This window comes from Corallococcus sp. AS-1-6 (assembly GCF_020037015.1).
Taxonomy (GTDB): Bacteria; Myxococcota; Myxococcia; order Myxococcales; family Myxococcaceae; genus Corallococcus.
Window position 1 is genome coordinate 159,384 of the sequence record NZ_JAIQDE010000004.1, and the last position, 19,044, is coordinate 178,427.

A 19,044-nucleotide genomic window follows, 5' to 3' on the forward strand; every position below is an offset into this window, starting at 1 on the left:
CCGGAGTCTAACCGGGACCCCGTGAGCGGGTGTCACTCCCTCCGCCGGCGTTTCCGGCCCAGCGCCCAGGCCGCCCAGAGCAGCGCTCCCGCCGCGGAGACGCCTGGGGCCGCGCCGCAGCCGCCCGCGTTGCCTTGCCCGCCCGAGTCTCCCGGACCGCCTGGGTCCTGCGGCTCCAGCGGCATGGTGACCGGCTCCCCGCCCATGCGCGGCGCGGAGGGATTGCCCAGGGTCAGCTCCTGGTAGCGCTGGATGAGCCGCAGCCGCGCCGCATCGAACGCGGCGCCGTCGTCCGGCACCTGCCATGCGTTGGGCAGCAGCTCTCGCGCCACCTGGCGCGCGAAGGCCGGGTCCCCCGCGTCACTCACGGCCTTGAGCCATTCATAGTCCTGCATGCCCTGGCGGATGAGCTTCAGGCGCACGGAGGCCACCGGCACGTGCGTCAGCCCGCCAATGGCCGTGGGCGTGCCCGGGTAGAACAGCGTCCCGTCCCCGTTGCCATCGAAGTGGTACTGGTCCGTCCACGCCGTGGGGAGCATGCCCGCGGTCTCGTAGTACAGCTCGCCCTTGCAGCCGAAGAGGAAGGACAGCCACTCCATCGCGCGGGCCTTCGCCGAGGGGCGGTCCACCATGTACGACGGCCAGCCCGACCCCGGCTGGTTCTGCGGCACGGTGACGCCGGGCGCGCAGCCGTGGACCGCGCAGCTCTGATACATCCACAGCGCCGTTCCGGGCCGCGAGAGGAACTCCACGTACGTCGAGGTCTGGTCGCCCACGAAGCCGGGGTCCGTGCCCTCCAGGTGGTTTACCATCGGCACCATGATGTCCACCAGGGACTCCAGGCCGGTGGGCTTCAACTGGTTGGCGTTCGACGTGAGCATGGTGCGCAGGCCGGGCGCGGCCTGCCGCACCAGCGCCCCGGCGGCCTGCACCTGCTCGTAGGTGATCCAGACGGGCGGCTCATCGCCGATCAGCGCATAGGCCCGGTCCAACCAGCCGCGCTCGCGCATGTGCGCGGTGAAATCCGCCAGGCCGCCCGCGGTGAGCGGGCCCGTGTATTCCACGCTCGTCATCCGCGCGCCGGACAGCCGCGTGGGCGCGGTGCCATCCAGGCTGGGCCCCCACGTCGCGTCGAACCCGCTCCATGCCTGGGGCCCGGACCCGCCCAGGAAGAGCCGGGGCTGCGTGATGCGGTGCTCCAGCGACAGTTGCTGGTAGCGCACGAGCAACGGCTGCAGCTCCGCGTAGGAGCAGTCGGCCCGGCCCAGGTGCGCGAGGCACACCTGCGCGGGTGACAGCGGAAACGCGGAGGCCAGCGACGACGTGCCCGGCATCATCGCCGCCACCACCGTTAGCTTCGCGGTCACCTGCCGCTGGAAGCCGCCCTCCGCCTCCACCGTCACCGTGCCCGTGTATTCGCCGGGCGGCGCGTCCGGCGGCACGTGCACGTCCACCCAGACGGCTCGCGCCTCGCGCGCGGGCACGTCGAAGGGGAAGGCGTTGCGCGGCTCACCGGCGATCTCGTCCGTGTCCGGCACCAGCCCGTCCGGCCACCGCCCCACCGGCTGCCCGGGCTCGGAGGGCTGCCGCGTGGTGAGGTAGGCCTGCCGGTACAGGGTGACGTCCGGCCCCGTCAGCGTCGCGGGCCCCTCCAACCCGGGCAGGCGGGCGCGCACGCCCTTCAGGCCCGTGTCCCCGCCGTGCAACGCCACCTGGAAGGAGACGAACTCATTGCGCGCGGCAGTGAGTCGTACCTCGGTGCTATTTCCTGGCGCGGTGTCGTCGGGGCGGACCTTCACCATCATCCCTTCGCCCCAGACCACGGGCTCCGCCGCGTACACCGGCCAGGCCACGGACAACGCCAGCCACCCGAGTCCACATTGACGAAGTGCCAGCATGGGGAATGAATGTGCACGGGCCGTGTGCGGCTCCAGCCTCCCGGCCGTACCGCCATCCCGGCCCGCCAGCGCTCCCAGGCTCGGATGCCGGAGGACGCCGCCCGCGCGCTGCTCCGCGAAGAGGGGGCTTTCATTCTCATCCCAATGAAATCCCAGACACGTGAACGCTCCCGGGCTTTCCGTTTCCGGCCTGGGATTGGGAGGGAAGGGAGGAGTGGGCTATGAAGCCGCCATGCCCAGAAATCTTGTTCTGCCTTTGTTCGCGCTGCTCGCGTTCGTCGGCTGTACCCATCAGGTGCGGCCGAGCCCCGCGCCCATGTCCAACGCGGGGACGCCCCTGGCGCTCCGCGCGCGCTACTTCATCTCCCCCGAGCAGAAGGCACGCATCGACTCGGACAGCTACTTCGTCCTGGGCGCCGGACACACCTGGAACATCGCCATTGGCGAAGGGCTCACGCGCAGCTTCCCGCAGATGATGGGCACCGTCTTCCAGTCCGTCCAGGAGGCCTCCGGCCCCGAGGACATGGGTGACGCGGACGTGCTCATCGTCCCGGAGATCCAGTACTTCGACGTCAACGGCGGTGGCTTCGTGTCGCAGTTGAAGCTGACGGTGCGCTCCCGGGGGAGCCAGGACGCCGTCCAGGTGAGTGACCTCATCGAGGGCGAGTCCCAGAAGAGCAAGGCGGCCTCGGCGTGGCTGGGTGGGGCCGCCGCGGGGCAGGAGGCCCTGCGGCAGTCCACCGAGATGGCCTTCGAGGACGTGATGCCCAAGGTCGCCACCCGCCTGCGTGAAATCTTCGCCAAGACGCAGGCCAAGGCGGCACCGGGCATGCTCTGACCCAAGACGCCAACGTCAACGAGCACTCAAGGGCCCGGAACCCAAACGTTCCGGACCCTCCGCGCCCTGCGTGGGGCGGCGGGGCTACTCGAGCAGCTCTCCCCGCTCAGCCTTGGCGACCAGCGACGCGGGCGGCAGGAAGTGCTTCCCGTAGCGCTCCGCCAACTGGCGCGCGCGGATGACGAAGCCTCGCGGCCCCGTGCCGGACGGGCCTTCGTAGCCGTTGATGTACTGCACCACGCCGCCCGTCCACGGCGGGAAGCCGATGCCCAGGATGGAGCCCACGTTCGCGTCCGCGGTGGAGCGCAGCACGCCCTCGTCGAAGCAGCGCACCGTGTCGATGGCCTCCGCGAAGAGCATCCGCTCCTTCATGTCCTCGAAGGGGATGGTGTAGCCGGGCTTCGTGTAGTGCTGCGTCAGCCCCGGCCAGAGGTTCGTCCGCTTGCCGTCCGCGTAGTCGTAGAACCCGCCGCCCGTGGAGCGGCCCTTGCGCCCGTGCTGGTCGACCATCGCGTCCATCACCGCGTAGCTGCCGTGGTCCACCCACGGCTGGCCCGCGGCCTCCATGGCCGCCTTCGTCTCCTGGCGGATCTTCCGGGGCAGCGTCAGCGTCAATTCGTCCACCAACTGGAGCGGGGCGGCGGGGTAGCCCGCCTGGAGTCCCGCCTGCTCGATGGACGCGGGCGCGATGCCCTCGCCCACCATGGCGATGGCCTCGTTGAGGAACGTGCCAATCACGCGGCTGGTGAAGAAGCCCCGGCTGTCATTGACGACGATGGGCGTCTTGCCAATCTGCACCGCGATGTCGATGGCCTTCGCCAGCGTCGCGTCGCTCGTCTGCTTCCCGGCGATGAGCTCCAGCAGCGGCATCTTGTCCACGGGGGAGAAGAAGTGCATGCCGACGAAGTCCGGCGGCCGCGCCACGCCCTCCGCGAGCAGGGTGATGGGCAGGGTGGAGGTGTTGGACGCCAGCACCGCGTCCGGGGCCACCACGCCTTGAATCTCCTGGAAGACCTTGTGCTTGAGCTTCACGTCCTCGAACACCGCTTCGATGACCAGGTCGCAGCCCGCGAGCGCGGCCGGGTCCTCCGCCGGGGTGATGCGCGCCAGGAGCGCGTCGCCCTTCTCCTTCGTGACGGAGCCCTTGGAGACGGCCTTCTCCACCAGCTTGACGGAGTAGCCCTTGCCCTTCTCCGCCGCGGCGAGCGTCACGTCCTTGAGCACCACGTCGATGCCGGCCTTGGCGCACACGTAGGCGATGCCCGCGCCCATCATGCCCGCGCCCAGCACGCCCACCTTCTTCGCGGTGTGCTGCGGGAAGCCCTTGGGACGGCCGCCGCCGGAGTTGATGTGCTGCATGTCGAAGAAGAACGCCTGGATCATGTTCTTCGCGACCTGACCGACGACGAGCTCCGTGAAGTAGCGCGACTCGATGGTGAACGCGGTGTCCACGTCCACCTGCGTGCTCTCCACCGCGACGGCCATGATGGCGCGCGGCGCGGGCATGTTGGTGCCCTTGAGCTGCTTGCGCAGGTTGGCGGGGAAGGCGGGCAGGTTCGCCGCGAACGCCGGGTGGGACGGCGTGCCGCCGGGAATCTTGTAGCCCTTCTGGTCCCACGGCTGCTGCGCCGTCGGGTTCGCCTTCACCCACGCCTTCGCCGCGGGCAGGAGCGCGTCCACGGACGGCACCACCTCATGCACCAGCCCCAGCTCCTTCGCCTCCTGCGGGCGGTAGCGCTGGCCCTGGAGCAGCACCTTCATCAGCGCGTCCGTGATGCCCAGCATGCGCACCGTGCGGACCACGCCGCCGCCGCCGGGCAAGAGGCCCAGCGTCACCTCCGGCAGGCCCACCTGCGCGCCCTTCACGTCCGCGATGATGCGGCGGTGGCACGCGAGGGCAATCTCCAGCCCGCCGCCCAGCGCCGCGCCGTTGATGGCCGCGACCACGGGCTTGCCCAGGGTCTCCAGCGCGCGCAGTTGCGCCTTGATCTCCTGGCCCAGGTCGAAGACCTGCTTCGCCTCGCTCTTCTTCACGTTGCGCAGGTCGTTCAGGTCGCCGCCCGCGAAGAAGGTCTTCTTCGCGGAGGTGATGACGACGCCGGTGATGGAGGCCTTCTCCTTCACCAGCCGGTCCACCGCCGCGCGCATGGACTTCACGTAGGCGGCGTTCATGGTGTTGGCGGACTGGGAGGGGTCGTCCATCGTCAAGACGACGATGCCGTCCGCGTCCTGTTCCCAGCGCAGGGTGTTCTGTTCGCTCATGGGTTCGCTCGAAGGTCTTTGAGAGGGGAGGGAGGGTTCAGACGCGCTCGACGAGGGTGGCCACACCCATCCCGCCGCCGACGCACAGGGTGACGACCGCGCGGCGCGCGTTGCGCCGCTCCAGCTCATCCACCACGGTTCCAAGGATCATGGCGCCGGTGGCGCCCAGCGGGTGCCCCATGGCGATGGCGCCGCCGTTGACGTTGAGCTTGTCGTCCGGGATGTCCAGGTCCTTCTGGTACTTGAGGACCACGGAGGCGAAGGCCTCGTTGAGCTCGAAGAGGTCGATGTCCTTCACCGACAGGCCGGCGATGTCCAGCAGCTTGCGGGTGGCCGGCAGCGGGCCGGTGAGCATGATGGTGGGCTCCGCGCCGGACGTGGCCACGGCGGCGATGCGCGCGCGAGGCGTGAGGCCCAGCGTCTTGCCCACCTTCTCCGAGCCCACGAGCACCAGCGCCGCGCCGTCCACGATGCCGGAGGAGTTGCCCGGCGTGTGCACGTGGTGGATGCGCTCCACCGCGTGGTACTTCTGGAGCGCCACCGCGTCGAAGCCGCCCATCTCCCCCATGGTCGTGAAGGACGCGCTCAACTGGCCCAGCGAGGCCACGGTGGAGTCCGGGCGCATGTGCTCGTCGCGGTCCAGGATGGTGAGCCCGTTCTGGTCCACCACGGGGACGACGGACTTCTGGAAGTAGCCGTGCTTCCACGCGTGGGCGGCGCGCTCCTGCGAGCGCACGGCGTAGCGGTCCACGTCCTCGCGGGTGAAGCCCTCCATGGTCGCGATGAGGTCCGCGGAGATGCCCTGCGGCACGAAGTAGGTGTCGTAGTTGGTGGCGGGGTCCATGGCCCACGCGCCGCCGTCGGAGCCCATGGGGACGCGGGACATGCTCTCCACGCCGCCCGCGATGACCAGGTGCTCCCAGCCGGAGCGCACCTGCTGCGCGGCCAGGTTCACCGCCGTCAGGCCGGAGGCGCAGAAGCGGTTGAGCTGCACGCCGCCGGTGGTGTCCGGCAGGCCCGCGGCCAGCACCAGCGTGCGCGCGATGTCCGCGCCCTGGTCGCCCACGGGGGACACGACGCCCAGCACCACGTCGTCGATGTACTTCGGGTCCAGGGTCGGGTGGCGCTGCTTGAGCGCGTCCACCAGGCCGACGAGCAGCGACACCGGCTTGGTGCCGTGCAGGGCGCCCTTCTTGCCCTTGCCGCGAGGGGTACGGACGGCGTCGAAGATGAATGCTTCCTGGCTCACGGGGAGCCTCCTTGTGAGAAGGGAGGGGGCTACAGGGACCGGGCGACGAGCTGCTTCACGACCCCGGTCGCGCCGGCGAAGATTCGCAGGACGCGGGGGGCCGCGAACAGAGGGGCGATGGGGATTCCGCTTTCCAGCGGGTCCGGGAGCGCGCACGGATGGTCCTGCCAGCCTCCGTCCGGATGGAGTAGAGGGTGGGCCATGAAGAAGAAGCCGTCCCCCTCCAGCGACCTGCCCTTCGAGACGTTCACCTGGGCGCAGGTTCGCGACGAGGTGAAGGTCCCTGGCAATGGCGAGGAGGACTCGGACCGCGTGCTCGTCCTCACCGGGAGTGTCGTCATCCCCCACGACCTGGGGCTGGACTTCCGCCAGGGCCTCTTCGCGCAGGATGACGAGGACGCGCCTCCGTTCACCGGCCTCATCGTGCGAGGCGACCTCACCGTCGAAGGCTGCGTGCTCAACTGGGAGAACGACTTCGGCCCGTTCCTCCAGGTGCACGGCAACCTCGTCGCGAAGCGCATCGCCATGGGCGGCGCGCGGCTCCACGTCACCGGCGACGTGACGACCGAGGACCTGGTGGCGGTCTACAACCACGGCAGCGTCTTCGTGGGCGGCAACCTCAAGGCCCGCACCCTGGCTTCGCATTACGCCTTCACGGTGGTGGGTGCCGTGGATGCGCACCGCTACCTGGGCCAGGACTCGAAGGTGTTCGCGGTGGCCGGTGGGGTGGAGGACGTGCGCGACCCCTATGACGCGAAGGGCGTCTTCGTGCCGGCGGTGGTGGCGGACGGCCGCGTCGACCTGGACAAGGCACGCGCCCGGCTCGCGGCGGGCAAGCCCATCGCCCGCGACGCGTTCACCAGCATCCGGGAGGCGTTCCGTCAGCTCGTCGCGAAGAAGCTCGCGGAGCCCGACAAGGTCAAGAGCCTGTCGCTGGAGGACAAGGGGCTCACGTCCCTGCCGGAGGAGCTCTTCCTGTTCCGCAAGCTGGAGAAGCTCAACCTCCGCCGCAACAACCTCCGCGCGCTCCCGGAGGCGCTGGGACAGCTCACGGAGCTGCGCGAGCTGGACCTGCGCGGCAACGGCCTGTTGGAGCTGCCGGAGTCCGTGGGCTCGCTGACGAAGCTGCGGGTCCTGGACCTGGAGGCCAACTGTCTCTGGCGGCTGCCGGAGTCGCTGTCCGGATGCGTCGAGCTGCGGCGGGTGAACCTGGTCAACAACCCGTACGCCTCCGTCCGGCGGGCCTTCGGGAGCTGGCGGCAGGTCCAGCTCATGTTCGACTTCCCGGAGGTCCTCACGCGGCTGCCGAAGCTGGAGGTGCTCACCTTCGAGGGAACGCCGCTGCGCACGCTGCCGGCGCGCCGCTTCGACAGCGCGACCTTGAGCCAGGCCACGGTCCTCCGTTCGCTGGTGACGCAGGTGGATCCGGCGCTGCACGCCCAGCTCCAGGTGGACGTGGAGCGCAGCCGGGAGAGCGCGGCGGCCTATGTCGGCTACTGGTTCCGCCCGGAGACCCTGCGCCTGGAGTCCTTCTACGACGCGAAGGCGGACCGCCATGACTTCGCGGAGGTGCTCGCGCTGCTGGCGCTGCTCTTGCGCATCACCATCCCCGTGGCGGCGCCCTACGAAGAGACGCTGGAGAAGTTCCGGGCGCGGAGCCAGGAGATCGCCCGGCACCTGGACTGGGACGGCGACAAGCCCCGGCACGTCCACGCGCTCTTTGGAGCGCTGCGCGACGCGCTGGGGCCGCTGGGCGAGCCGTATCCCGGCGACGCGCTCATCGCGGGCCTGCGGGACGTCTTCGCGGCCCACGCCGGCTGAAGCCCCCTGGTGACTCGGGTCATCAGATGGTGAATGGCGTCATCGCGCCGGGCGGGGAGCGCTCGGCCGAAGTGACTGATTTCACGGCGGATGGGGGTTGGCATGTGTCCTGCTTTTGCGTCACGGCATGTCCATCTCCTCCCTGAACCGCGCGTCCTTCTTCCAGCCCTCCTCGAGCATCTCCCAGCTCAAGCCGGCGGCCGCTCCGGCTCAGGGTGGGGTGGGCGCCTCGGCGCAGCAGCCCCGGAACGACCTGCGCCGGATGTTCATGGCCGACTCCTTCGAGGCGGGCCCGAGCCGGCTGGGTGGCGCCTCCGGGGACTTCCAGAAGCAACTGTCGGAGGTCGTGGCCCAGCTCACGCAGTTGGTGAAGATGCTCCAGACGCAGTCGCCCGCGGCGCTGGGCCAGGGCGCGGAGGGTGCCGCGTCCGCGGTGGGCGGCGTGGGCGGTGCGGCCCCGGCGCAGCAGGCGGCTCCCACGGCAGAGGGCGCGGCTCCGGCCTCCAGCGCGGACGCTCCGGCGCACCCCACGTACAACAGCGACGCGGGCCCCGGCTTCGGCCCGCCGTCCGCCGGATCCACGGAGCCCGCGCCCGCGAACGCGCCGTGGCTCGCGAAGAACAACGTCGGGTCGCCCTACAACAGCAACATGCAGCTCATCGACGAGAGCCAGAAGGGCCAGTTCAAGTACACCAACACCTTCACCAACAAGACGAACGAGCCTCAGACCCTCACGCTCTGGAACAAGACGGGCGAGAACGGCAACCCGAACGACGGACAGAACTTCGACAAGAGCACGCCCAAGACGTTCACGCTCCAGCCCGGCCAGTCGCAGGTGGTGGCGTTCGACAGCAACACCAGCGTGGCGTGGTGCGCGTCCAAGGACGGCACGGCGAAGCCCGGCGCGAACTCCGGTCAGACCTGGGGCGAGGCCACGTTCGCGAACTCCGGCACCGGCTGGAGCGGCTTCGACACCAGCCAGATTTCCCCCGCGGGCCACAACGGCAAGATGTCCATCACCAACGAGGCGACCGGCAAGACGGTGACGGAGGCCAACGCCTGGCAGACGGAGAAGGACGACCCCGCGCTCCACGACGTGGGCGTCCCCGCCGGTCCGCTGAACCTGCGCACGGAGATCGGCTGAAGGCCATCCAACCCGCGATGACTCAAAGGCCGAGCGCCGCCTTGCACGTCTTCACATACAGGTCCCGGAAGAGGTTGTCCGGGTCCGTGCGCTGCTTCACGGCCTGGTACGTCTCGCGGTTCCAGATGCTCCAGAAGGTCTCCTCGTCATAGTAGTTGTAGGAGATGAGCGTCTTGGTGCCGTTGACGCGCTGGAGCTCGTCCTCCAGCTCCTTGTAGACGTTGCGTCCCGGCGGCTGCTTCATGCCGTACACGGCCAGGTCCAGGAACAGAGGGTCCTTCATCCCGGACCACCACCGGGGCGTCAGCCATTCGTAGTCGCGCGTCCGCCGGAAGGGCACGCACCACACGGGGTAGTGACGCATCTCGCGGTGGTACCAGTCCATGAACGCGGCCGTGCCGGAGAAGGGGACGAACACGTCCACGATGACGGGCGGGTCCTTCTTCGGCAGCAGCCGGGTGAAGCGGTTGGCCGTCCTCAGCACGCTGTCGGAGTGGATGAGCCTTCCGAACAGCGCCCGCGCGAGGAGGTTCTTCGGTCTGACGTGCGTGACGCCCCGGTTGTAGCGGAAGAGGTAGTCATACGTCGTCAGGTAGTCCTCGCTCCGGCGCGGGATGCTCTCGCAGTAGGCCGTGAGCCAGTCGTAGCGGTGGACGTACGGGGCCCGGTCCACGAAGTGGCCCACGCACAGCACGTGCTTCGTGGGAGAGAAGATCTGCCCGTCCAGGTAGTCCGCGCCCGGGTCCTGGAAGTGGTGCCAGATGCCCTGCTGGAAGGACTCCAGGGTGGTGTGCGTCTCGTTCGTCACCCGCACGTAGGGCGCGCAGCGCGTGAGCCTGAAGCGCACCTTGGACAGGATGCCCAGCGTCCCGAACGAGCCGTGCATCATCTGGAAGAGGAGCGGCTCCTGCGTCGGGGAGCAGCGCAGCACGTCTCCCTTCGCGGTGATGACCTCGTACTCCAGGCACGTGTCGTGGAAGCCGCCCTGGCGGAAGGACATGGACTCGATGGAGCACCCCGCGATGGCGCCCCCGAGCGTGATGGTCTTGTGCTCGGGGACGATGAACGGGATGAGCCCGTGCGGCAGGGTCGCGCGCACCACCGCGTCGAAGGTGGCCGCGGGCTCGGCGGTGCAGGTCATCCCCACGGGATCGATGTCGAGGATGGCGTCCAGGTCGCCCAGGTCCACCTTCTCATCGCGGCGCCGCGCATCGAACCGCTTGGGGACGCTGTGGGGTGGGGACTTCTTCTTGAAGGACGCGGGCCCCTGGCCCTTACGTTGCCTCAATTGCTGGCTGATGGCTTCGACCTTCGCCTCGTGAAGCGCCTCCGCCCGTGAAGAGCCCTCCACCCGGGGACCGCCTGTCACAGACTCCGTGCACATCCGTTTCCTCCGTTGGCGGAAGGGTGGGGATGCCGCGGCGCGTGGTGAGCCCTCGCCTGTCGGAGCGGGGCCAACCCGGACGCCCACCCACCGGGCGGGCGTCCGGGCGGCTGGGGCCGCTCAGGTGGCTTCGAGCCGGCGGCGCAGCTCCGTGGTGCTGACCTCCTGCGTGCCGCCCCGGTCCATCAGCGTCTGTCCATCCTCGGAGTAGAGCGCTGGACGCCGGTACAATGTGCGCAGGGCGTGCAGGTGCGGGTAGACGATGGAGGCCCGGGGGCTCAGCTCGCGCAGGTGCTTGCGCAGCAGGGGGGCATACCTGGGGCTCTGCGCCGGGAAGATGTGGTGCTCCTGGTGGTAGCTGAAGTTGAAGTGCAGCCAGTTCATCAGCGGGTGGGTCTCCACGCTGGCGGTGTTCACGAAGGGGTTGTCCGTCTCCTCCGCCGCGGGCTGCATCCAGTGGTTGGTGGCGATGTAGATCATCAGCGTGACGTTCCCGATGAGCAGCGGCAGCACCAGCGCGTAGAACGCGGCCCGGGGCCCCAGGACCCACCCGAGCGCCACCCAGCCCGCGGTGACGAGCACCGTGAGCACGCGCTCCCGGGTCCGGTGCAGGTGCACGTGCTGGAACGCGGGCAGCCGGCAGTGGTGCCAGAGGAAGGCCTGTCCCTGCGCGGTGAAGAAGACGCTGAAGCTGATGAAGCTCAGCCAGTGTCCGGAGCCGGGGGACATCGCGTGGAACAGCTTCGCGAACCCCTGGGTGTGCCAGTCCGTCCTGCGCGGGAGGATGTCCGGATCCCTCACCAGGACGTTGGCGGCGCCGTGGTGGGCCTGGACGTGCCAGGCCCTCCAGTTGCCCGGCGTCACCAGGAAGGGCGCGAAGCCCACCCAGCCCAGCAGGCTCTCCCACTTGCGGCCGTGGAACACCGAGTGGTGCAGGGCCTCATGCGCGGCGAGCCCCACGGCGGTGATGAGCTGGCCCAGCGCGAACGCGATGAGCAGACAGGCCCAGTGGGGCAGCGTCCAGGTGCCGAGCACCCAGATGAGCGCCGCCTCCAGCGGCACCAGGCACAGCGCCACGATGCCTCGCAGGGGTTGTCGTTCGAAGGCCTCCGGAGGCAGCACGCGGCGCAGCTCCGAGCGGAGCCGCTTGGCGTCATCCGGGGACAGGGGGATGGAAGAAGTGGAATCAGTCATGGCGGTTGCCTGGACGGGAGAAGGGGTTGTCAGGCCATGGGACGGGCGATGCCGCCTTCGACGAGCATCCGCAGGCGGCCGGCTTCGTCATGCGCCGCCACGGTGCCGCACTGGAGCAGGTCGCCCTCCACGCGAGGGGCGAGCGACTTCAGCGTGAGGCGGCGGGGAGCCCGGGAGTCGTGCGCCACCAGGTCGCGGTCGAACGTGGCCCGCTGGACGCCCACGGGCGCGAACACGTCATTGGACACGCCGTCCACGTGCATCGCGCTGAGGCGCAGGGCCGCGTCCAGCACGAGCGCCGGCACGCCGTGGCCCGCCTGCCGCGGAGTCTCCGGCAGCCCGAGCCGCGCGAAGCGGGCGTCCTCCTCCAGGCGGATCTCCTCCAGGCAGTCGAACATCCTGCGCAGCTCGATGGGGGAGCCCGTGGCGCAGTGCGGGTCGTGCACGGGCAGGCCGTGGCCCGAGGCGCGGGCGGCCTCCAGCCGGGGTGGGGGCCGGGGGGGCTCCGCCGTCAGCGTGAAGCGGGCCTCGGCGTAGACGAGGTCGCGCTCCAGCACCACGCCGGAGGCATGGACGATGTCCCCCGTGAGCTTCACCCGCACGCTGTGCTCGCCCGGGGCATCGGTGAGGGGCGTGCACTCGGCGCGCAGGGACTGCTGGCCGCCGGGCTTCACGCGGATGAAGCGGGAGAAGCGGACGTCCTCGATGGTGACGGTGCGCAGCTCGGGGCGTGCGTCGTCCAGGGCCGCCTGGAACATCAGGTCCAGGGCCCAGGCGCCGGGCAGGGTGGGCGTGCCCCGGACGAGGTGGTCCTCCAGGCACGGGACGCTCGCCGCGTCGACGGTGAGCGGCCTTCGCGTGGGACGCGGAGGCTCCGGCGTGGGCGCGGGCGGGGCGAGGACCTCCAGGTGGTAGAAGGCGCGCTCGCTCTCGGTGAGCTGGACGTTGATGGGTTGGACGGGCTGGCCGTCCACCAGTTGGAGGAAGAGCGCCTCGCCCTCCTCCGCGCGGATGCCGCGCAGCCGGCGGCTGGCTCCGAGCACGCGGTACTCCGAGCCGCGCGTCATGCCGATGCCGTCCCAGGCGAGCCAGCCCACGCTGCACCACTGCACGTCCTGGCGCGCGTCACTGACCCAGGCGCAGAGCCGGTCCAGCGCTTCGTTCGCCGCGCCGTAGTCCGCCTGTCCGTCGTTGCCGATGTAGCTGAACGCGGAGGTCAGGACGTGGAAGGGCACGGGGACCGGGAGGTGGCGAGCGCAGGCCTCGCGCAGGTTGCGCAGTCCCAGCAGCTTGGTGTCCAGCGTGCCGCGCAGCTCCGTGAGCCGGCGGCGGTGGAGCTTCTTGGACACCTGCGTGCCCGCGCCATGGACCACCAGGTCGAGCCGTCCGTGTTCGCGGAGCAGCTCCGCCACCACGCGGTCCACGTCCTCGGGACGGGTGACGTCCGCGGCGCGGTAGGTCATCTGGCCGGGAAGCCGCATGAGCCCATCGAGCGTGGTCCGCAGCTCGCGCACGGCCAGGTGGCGCTCGAAGCGTGCTCGCAGCGCGGGCATGCGCACGGAGCTGTCGCGGGCGAGCTCTGAGGCATAGAACTCGCGCTCCACGGCGCCCAGTTCCTCGTCGCGCGCCTGGAGCACGCGCTCGGGAGCGTCGGAAGGGTCGCTGCGGCCCAGGAGGACGACCTTGCAGCCGTACCGCTTGAGCAGCGCTCCGGCGAGGACGGCCGTCACGCCGCGTCCCCCGCCCGTGAGCAGGACCACCGAGTGGGAGTCGAGCGTGACGGCGGGCCGAGCCGGGACGTCCGTGGGCTGGAGCAGCCGGACGCAGCGGACGGAGCCGTCGAAGCAGACCTCCACCGGAGCGGTGTCGTCACCGGAGCCCAGCTCGGACGCGACGTGGTCGAGCGCCATGCGGAGCGGAAGCGGACCCGTGGCGATGGCGCGGATGCCACGCGAGGGGACCTCGCGGCCCAGGGACTTGAGCAGGCCGGCGAAGAGGCCGGTGACGGGGTGCAGCGTCCGGCGCGCGCCGACGCCGCCGATGCACAGGCTCGCCAGCGTCACGTTGCCGGAGGACAGTGCCTCATAGGCGCGGCGGGCGGACAGGAAGAGCAGCTCCAGCGCTTCATGGCGAAGGGCCGTGTCCGCGACGACGGAGGACTCGTTCTCCTGCGAAGGGAGCCGGCACACCGCGATGATGACCTGAGGCTCGAAGCCGAGCGCATCCAGGCCCGCCTCCGCGGTCTCCTCGCGAGTCAGGTCGATGCCGTGGAGCCGCGCCCCCGCATCGGAGGCACCCGAGTGGATGATGCGGAACTCAGGGCCGCAGACGTCGTGTGCCTGGGCCGAAAGTTCACGGGCCACGGCCTCGTCCTGAGCGATGAACAGCACCCGACGGCCACGGAGCCGTGATGCGCCGGTCGTCAGGGCCGGGCGCTCGACGAGCACAGGCGCGTGGTAGCGGATGGGAGCCGAGTGGTCGAAGCCCTCAGCGGCCTCCGAGCTGGGAGCGGAGGTCGACAGCGAACGAGCCTCCCCCAAGCGAGCCGAGTCCGCCCGCGCCTGCACGGCCCCGGTGGCGGTCGCCTCGGAGTCGGGCCGCGCAGGGAGCGGCGCGATGGCGCCTGATGCAAACGGAGCGCCATTCCCACGGGCCTCCAAGCTGCCCGCCCCCGGCGCGGAGCGGCCCAAACCTGTCCGACTGTCGGACAAGTTCCCGTAGTTCGACTGGGGCGGCAGCCCCTCGCGACCGAAGTTGCCCAAACCTGTCCGACTGTCCGACAGGTTTTCTCGGCCCGGCAGCCCCTCGCGACCGTGGTTGGCCAAACCTGTTGTCCGACTGTCCGACAGGTTCCCGCTTCCCGGCTGGGGCGGCAGCCCCTCGCGGCCGCGGTCGTCCAAACCTGTCCGACTGTCGGACAGGTTCCTGTGGTCCGACTGGGGCGGAAGCCCCTCGCGGCTGCGGTCGTCCAAACCTGTCCGACTGTCCGACAAGTTCCTGTGGTCCGACTGGGGCGGCAGCTCCTTGCTGCCGTGGTTCTGCAAACCTGTCCGACTGTCCGACAGGTTCCCGTGGCCCGGTTGGAACAGCAGCCCTTCCGGCCCGGCATGGTCCAAACCTGTCCGACTGTCCGACAGGTTTCCGGTGTTCGGGTGGCGCGGCTGCGTCCGAGCCATCTCAGGTGATGCCGAGAGACTGGAGCGGCGCGGCAGCTCGCTTGCGTCCGCTCGGGTCGGTCCTCCCTGGCTGTCCAAACCTGTCCGACTGTCGGACAGGTTCGTGCGGTTCGCCGCCGGCAGGGCGGTACCTTCGAAGTCTCGATTCTCAGCACCGGGAACTGAAGGCATGCCCGAGGGCGTGGCGGCCGTCGCTGAAGCTCTGCGCTCCGCGGAGGGAGACCTCTCCGTCACCGATTGTTCCTCCGGGGCTCCAGGCCGGGCGCCGAGGCCAGGATGAAGCTGGAGCACCAGCCGTGTGCCGGTCGCGGCATCCGGATGGAATCGCAGCGTGACGGCCTGTCCTTCGGCGGCGGCCCGCACCGCGCTCAGCACCTCTTGTGCCTCCCGGGCGGAGTGGGGCGGCAACGTGAGGCCCGGTCCTGAGCTGGAGCCCGTGGCTTCGGACATCCGCAAATGGCACAGCGGCTTCAGGCCCTTCGCTTCCGCCATCGCGGCCGTGGTCACCGCCAACATCGTCATGCCCTCTTCGGGCGCGGATGCGGCGGGGCCTTCCCCGGGCCTCTTCACGTGAGCGCTGCCCACCAGCACCAGCTCGAAGCCGCTGTCCAACAGGGCCCTGGATGCCCGCAGCGACGCGGCCAACGTGCTGGCCCCCGCGTCCACCACGAAGTTCGGACCCTTGGTGTCGAGCACCCCCGCCACCCGCCCCGGCGTGACGTTGGGCATCATCCCCTGGAGCGTGTACGGCCCGGACGGCCGCAGCGCGCTCACCGCAGCGTGGAGCCGGTCCACCAGCGACAACAGCCGCGCGGCGTCCGGAGTCCGCTGGATGTGCTCGCGCAGCCTGCGCCGTGTGGAGTCCGCCAGCACCCGCTGCGTGGCCTCCACGCCCCGGCGCGTCTTGCCCTCCAACCCCAGGACGATGGCCGTCCCCGTCCGCAACGAATCGAACGCCCCCAGCTTCTTCACGGCGTCGCTCGCGACGATGAGCCCCAGGTGCTGCGTGAGGTCCATGTCCTCGGTGATGTCCGGCAACAGCCGCACGGACGCGGGCAGCCGCATCCCCTTCGCGTCGAAGCGTACCTCCGGGAACATCCCCTCTGCGGCCACCACCACCAGCTCTTCACTCTTGGAGTGCACGGCCCTGGCGCGCGGCGCGAGCGCGCCTCCCCGGTACTCCTCCAACACCAGGTGCGCGTTCGTGCCGCCAAAGCCGAATCCGTTCGTGGCCGCCCGGCGCGGATGCTCCCCGTTCTCCGGCCACGGCTGCTCCCGCGTGCTCACCTCGAAGTCCGGCCCGAGCGCTCGCAGCCCCGCGCCTGGACGGTCGAAGTGGGACTGTGGCGGGATGCTCCGGTGCTCCAGCGCCTTGCACAGCTTGATGACCGAAGCCGCGCCCGCGGCCCACCCGACATGGCCGATCAACGCCTTCACGCTCGCGAGCTGGAGTCCCTTGCGCTTGCCGCCGAAGACGCGGCCAATCGACTGCAGCTCGGTGGTGTCTCCGGCCGGCGTGGCCGTTCCGTGCGCTTCGAGGTACTGGATGGACGCCGGTTCAACGCCCGCCGCCGCGTAGCACGCCTCCATCGCGGCCACCTGTCCGTCCGCTCTCGGGACGTTCGCGGAGCTGCTGCGCCCGTCGCTGGACAGCCCCGCGCCACGGATGACCGCGTGCACCCGCAGCCCCGCGGAGACGGCGTCCTCCAGGCGCATCAGGCCGACCACTCCCGCGCCCTCTCCGAAGATGACGCCATCCGCGCGCTCGTCGAACGGCCGGCTCCCCGTCGCGGAGAGCCCCTTGAACTGGGAGAACAGACAACTGTTGCCCGGCCCCGGTGAGAACACCCCGCCCGCGAGCACCAGGTCGGCCTCGCCGCGCTCCAGCGCCTTCATCCCCAGCGCGATGGCGTAGAGCGACGAGGCACACGCCGCGTCCAGCAGCACCGTGGATACGCTCGGGCCCACCACGTCCGTCACCACCGCCTGGAGGGTGGGGTGCGGCGCCAGCTCGGAGGACGTCGCGGTGACGCCCAGCGCCTCACGCATCAGCGCGGAGAAGTCCCGCGCCGTCTCTCCCCGTGCGCGCAGCAGGGCCTCTCCCGCTTCCACGCACAGCGCTTCGTCGTACTCGGGCGAACCGTCCGCGGTGGAGCCGAGCAGGCACTGGATGCGTCCCGGCGCGGTGGACCGCAAGGGCTCCATCGCCTGGCTGAGCGCAATGGCCAGCAAGCGCTGCTCTCGGCCATAGCGCAGGAAGCGCTCCGGCGCGATTCCCGGAGGCGGCGCGAGGTCGCTGTCCAGGACCCGCCCGGAGAGCAGCGTGTACGTGCGGTCCGGAGTCACCGCCGGACCCACGAAGTCCACGACCTGATCCGGATGGCTCACACCCGTGTCGACGATGCCGCTGATGCCCCGCTGGATGTTCCGCCAGTACGTCTCCGGATCCTTCGCGCCGCCCGGGAGCATGCAGCCCAGCGACACCACCGCGATGGCCGGAGCCACCGGCGTCACGGCCGCAGGGGCCACGGGCAGCGAATGGTCCACGGACGTCAGCGCCACGGATGCGTCCTTCGGCAGGATCCGCTGGACCATGCGCGTGAGCCGCCCCCCGGTGCCGCAGTCCACGAACCGCGCGCAGCCCGCGCCCACCAACGTCTCCACCGCGCCCGGGAAGTCGAAGGGCCGCACCAGGTGGGACGCGAGCGCCCCCGCCAGCTCGGACCCGCCACGTCCGTACACCCGCCGCTCGATGGGCGAATAGATGGGCCCCCGCGCCGGATGCACGGACAGGCCCGCGAGGCTCGCGCGGAACGCGGTGACCGCGGGCGACAGGCTCGGGTGGTGGAACGGGTAGCGGCTGGAGATGAACGTGAAGCCCTTGCCCTGCCGCTCCAGGAACGCGCGCAACCGCTCCAGCTCCTCACGAGGCCCCGCGACCACGGTCTGCCGCGAGTGATTGCGGCCCGCGACCTCCAGCGTCCTGGCCCCGCTGTGCGCTATTGCCCCGACGGTCTCCGGCTCCGACAAGGCGACCGCCGCGAGCGTGCCCAGGTCGTCCGGCACCGTCTGGAGCGACCGGATGCGACGGCACACCACCTCCGCGCCCGTGCGCAGGTCCATGGCTCCCGCCGCGGTCATCGCCGCGATCTCCCCGAAGCTGTGCCCCACGAACACGTCCGGCCGGGTGCCCTGACGCTCCATCCACCGCGCCCCCAGCACGCCGGACAGGAAGATGCCGAGCTGATCCAACAGCGGCGCCGCGTCCAGCGCCCGGTCCACCTGGGCCACGTCCTCCGCCGCGAGCAGTGGACCCACGTCGATGCCCTGCGAACGGCAGGCCTCCGACACCGCCAGCAGCTCGTCACGCAGCTCCGGCTGGAGCGCCTTCAACTGGAGGAAGAGGGCGGGCTCGAACGTGCCCTGTCCGGCGAACAGGAACGCGGTGGCGTTGGCCGGCAACGCAAGTCCGGACGTGGGCACCGGCTCCGGAAGACGCACCGTCCGCGAAACGCCGCGCGGGGCCGTGTCCGCCAGCAGCGTCCGCGCCAGCTCGCGCACGGCCTCCGGGAACAAGGCCTGGACGCCTGCGCCTCCCTGCAGGGCGAGGTCGCGGAAGCTCTTCGGACCCGTGGGCTCGTGCAGTGCCGCCAGCGACTCAAAGCTGCGCTGGAAGGACTTCGGGAACGCGCGCAGCACGCCCTGCCGGTCCGCGCAGAGCACGGTCTGGTAGCCGCAGGCCACCGGCGTGCCGTCGCCCTTCAGCGTGCGGAAGCAGAAGCGCAGGGACACCTCGCCTCGCTCCTCCAGGGACGTCAGGATGATCAGCCGGTCTCCCAGCACCGCCGGGGCCAGGTTTCGCGAATAGCCCTCGTAGGTGAGCAGGAGCACCTGGTCGAAGTCGCGCCGGAACTCGGGCTCCTCGAAGGCGTGCGGGCTGAAGAGCAGGTGCTCCCGGCCGGCGCACTGGAACTTGAAGTTGGTGAGGAAGTGATGGCTCCCGTAGGCCATCGTGTCATCGAAGTGGATGTCGTACGGGACGGCGAAGAAGTCCATGGTGGTGGCTCCTGGAAGGTGA

General features: G+C 70.4%; 9 protein-coding genes. 3 read left to right on the forward strand and 6 right to left on the reverse strand.

The genetic code is table 11. The annotated features are described in order from the left end of the window. Positions 1-32: 32 nt before the first annotated feature. Positions 33-1,853, reverse strand: coding sequence for a DUF4091 domain-containing protein (locus K8612_RS07730; protein WP_223761814.1), 1,821 nt, complete (start codon positions 1,851-1,853; stop codon positions 33-35). Positions 1,854-2,130: 277 nt separating this feature from the next. On the opposite strand from K8612_RS07730, the gene K8612_RS07735 reads away from it, so the two are divergent. Beyond that, positions 2,131-2,736, forward strand: a complete 606-nt coding sequence (locus K8612_RS07735; protein ID WP_223761815.1) for a hypothetical protein — start codon at positions 2,131-2,133, stop codon at positions 2,734-2,736. 84 nt (positions 2,737-2,820) lie between these two features. Here the strand turns inward: K8612_RS07735 and K8612_RS07740 are convergent, their stop codons facing one another. Together K8612_RS07740 and K8612_RS07745 are read right to left on the reverse strand one after the other, a co-directional pair. Further along, on the reverse strand, positions 2,821-4,998 hold the full coding sequence (locus K8612_RS07740) for a 3-hydroxyacyl-CoA dehydrogenase NAD-binding domain-containing protein (protein WP_223761816.1): 2,178 nt from the start codon (positions 4,996-4,998) through the stop codon (positions 2,821-2,823). Between the two features lie 37 nt (positions 4,999-5,035). Then, on the reverse strand, positions 5,036-6,247 hold the full coding sequence (locus K8612_RS07745) for an acetyl-CoA C-acetyltransferase (RefSeq protein ID WP_223738642.1): 1,212 nt from the start codon (positions 6,245-6,247) through the stop codon (positions 5,036-5,038). 201 nt (positions 6,248-6,448) lie between these two features. Between K8612_RS07745 and K8612_RS07750 the strand changes: the two genes are divergently transcribed. Beyond that, the gene (locus K8612_RS07750; RefSeq protein ID WP_223761817.1) at positions 6,449-8,068 is read left to right on the forward strand and encodes a leucine-rich repeat domain-containing protein; all 1,620 of its coding nucleotides are present in this window, start codon (positions 6,449-6,451) and stop codon (positions 8,066-8,068) included. Between the two features lie 127 nt (positions 8,069-8,195). Next, positions 8,196-9,212, forward strand: coding sequence for a hypothetical protein (locus K8612_RS07755; RefSeq protein WP_223761818.1), 1,017 nt, complete (start codon positions 8,196-8,198; stop codon positions 9,210-9,212). A 22-nt stretch (positions 9,213-9,234) separates the two neighbouring features. Here the strand turns inward: K8612_RS07755 and K8612_RS07760 are convergent, their stop codons facing one another. The 3 genes from K8612_RS07760 to K8612_RS07770 form a co-directional block, all read right to left on the reverse strand. Beyond that, entirely contained in the window at positions 9,235-10,563 is a 1,329-nt protein-coding gene (locus tag K8612_RS07760) for an FAD-binding oxidoreductase (protein ID WP_223761819.1), read from the reverse strand. 153 nt (positions 10,564-10,716) lie between these two features. Beyond that, positions 10,717-11,790: a fatty acid desaturase gene (locus K8612_RS07765; protein WP_223761820.1), complete on the reverse strand. Its 1,074-nt coding sequence runs from the start codon at positions 11,788-11,790 to the stop codon at positions 10,717-10,719. A gap of 29 nt (positions 11,791-11,819) precedes the next feature. Then, positions 11,820-19,022, reverse strand: a complete 7,203-nt coding sequence (locus K8612_RS07770; protein WP_223761821.1) for a type I polyketide synthase — start codon at positions 19,020-19,022, stop codon at positions 11,820-11,822. Positions 19,023-19,044 lie beyond the last annotated feature (22 nt).

Excerpts from the sequence above, each read along its gene's own strand:
- K8612_RS07735 (WP_223761815.1), top strand. The coding sequence starts at position 2,131 with ATGCCCAGAAATCTTGTTCTGCCTTTGTTCGCGCTGCTCGCGTTCGTC.
- K8612_RS07740 (WP_223761816.1), bottom strand. The coding sequence starts at position 4,998 with ATGAGCGAACAGAACACCCTGCGCTGGGAACAGGACGCGGACGGCATC.
- K8612_RS07750 (WP_223761817.1), top strand. The coding sequence starts at position 6,449 with ATGAAGAAGAAGCCGTCCCCCTCCAGCGACCTGCCCTTCGAGACGTTC.
- K8612_RS07755 (WP_223761818.1), top strand. The coding sequence starts at position 8,196 with ATGTCCATCTCCTCCCTGAACCGCGCGTCCTTCTTCCAGCCCTCCTCG.
- K8612_RS07765 (WP_223761820.1), bottom strand. The coding sequence starts at position 11,790 with ATGACTGATTCCACTTCTTCCATCCCCCTGTCCCCGGATGACGCCAAG.
- K8612_RS07770 (WP_223761821.1), bottom strand. The coding sequence starts at position 19,022 with ATGGACTTCTTCGCCGTCCCGTACGACATCCACTTCGATGACACGATG.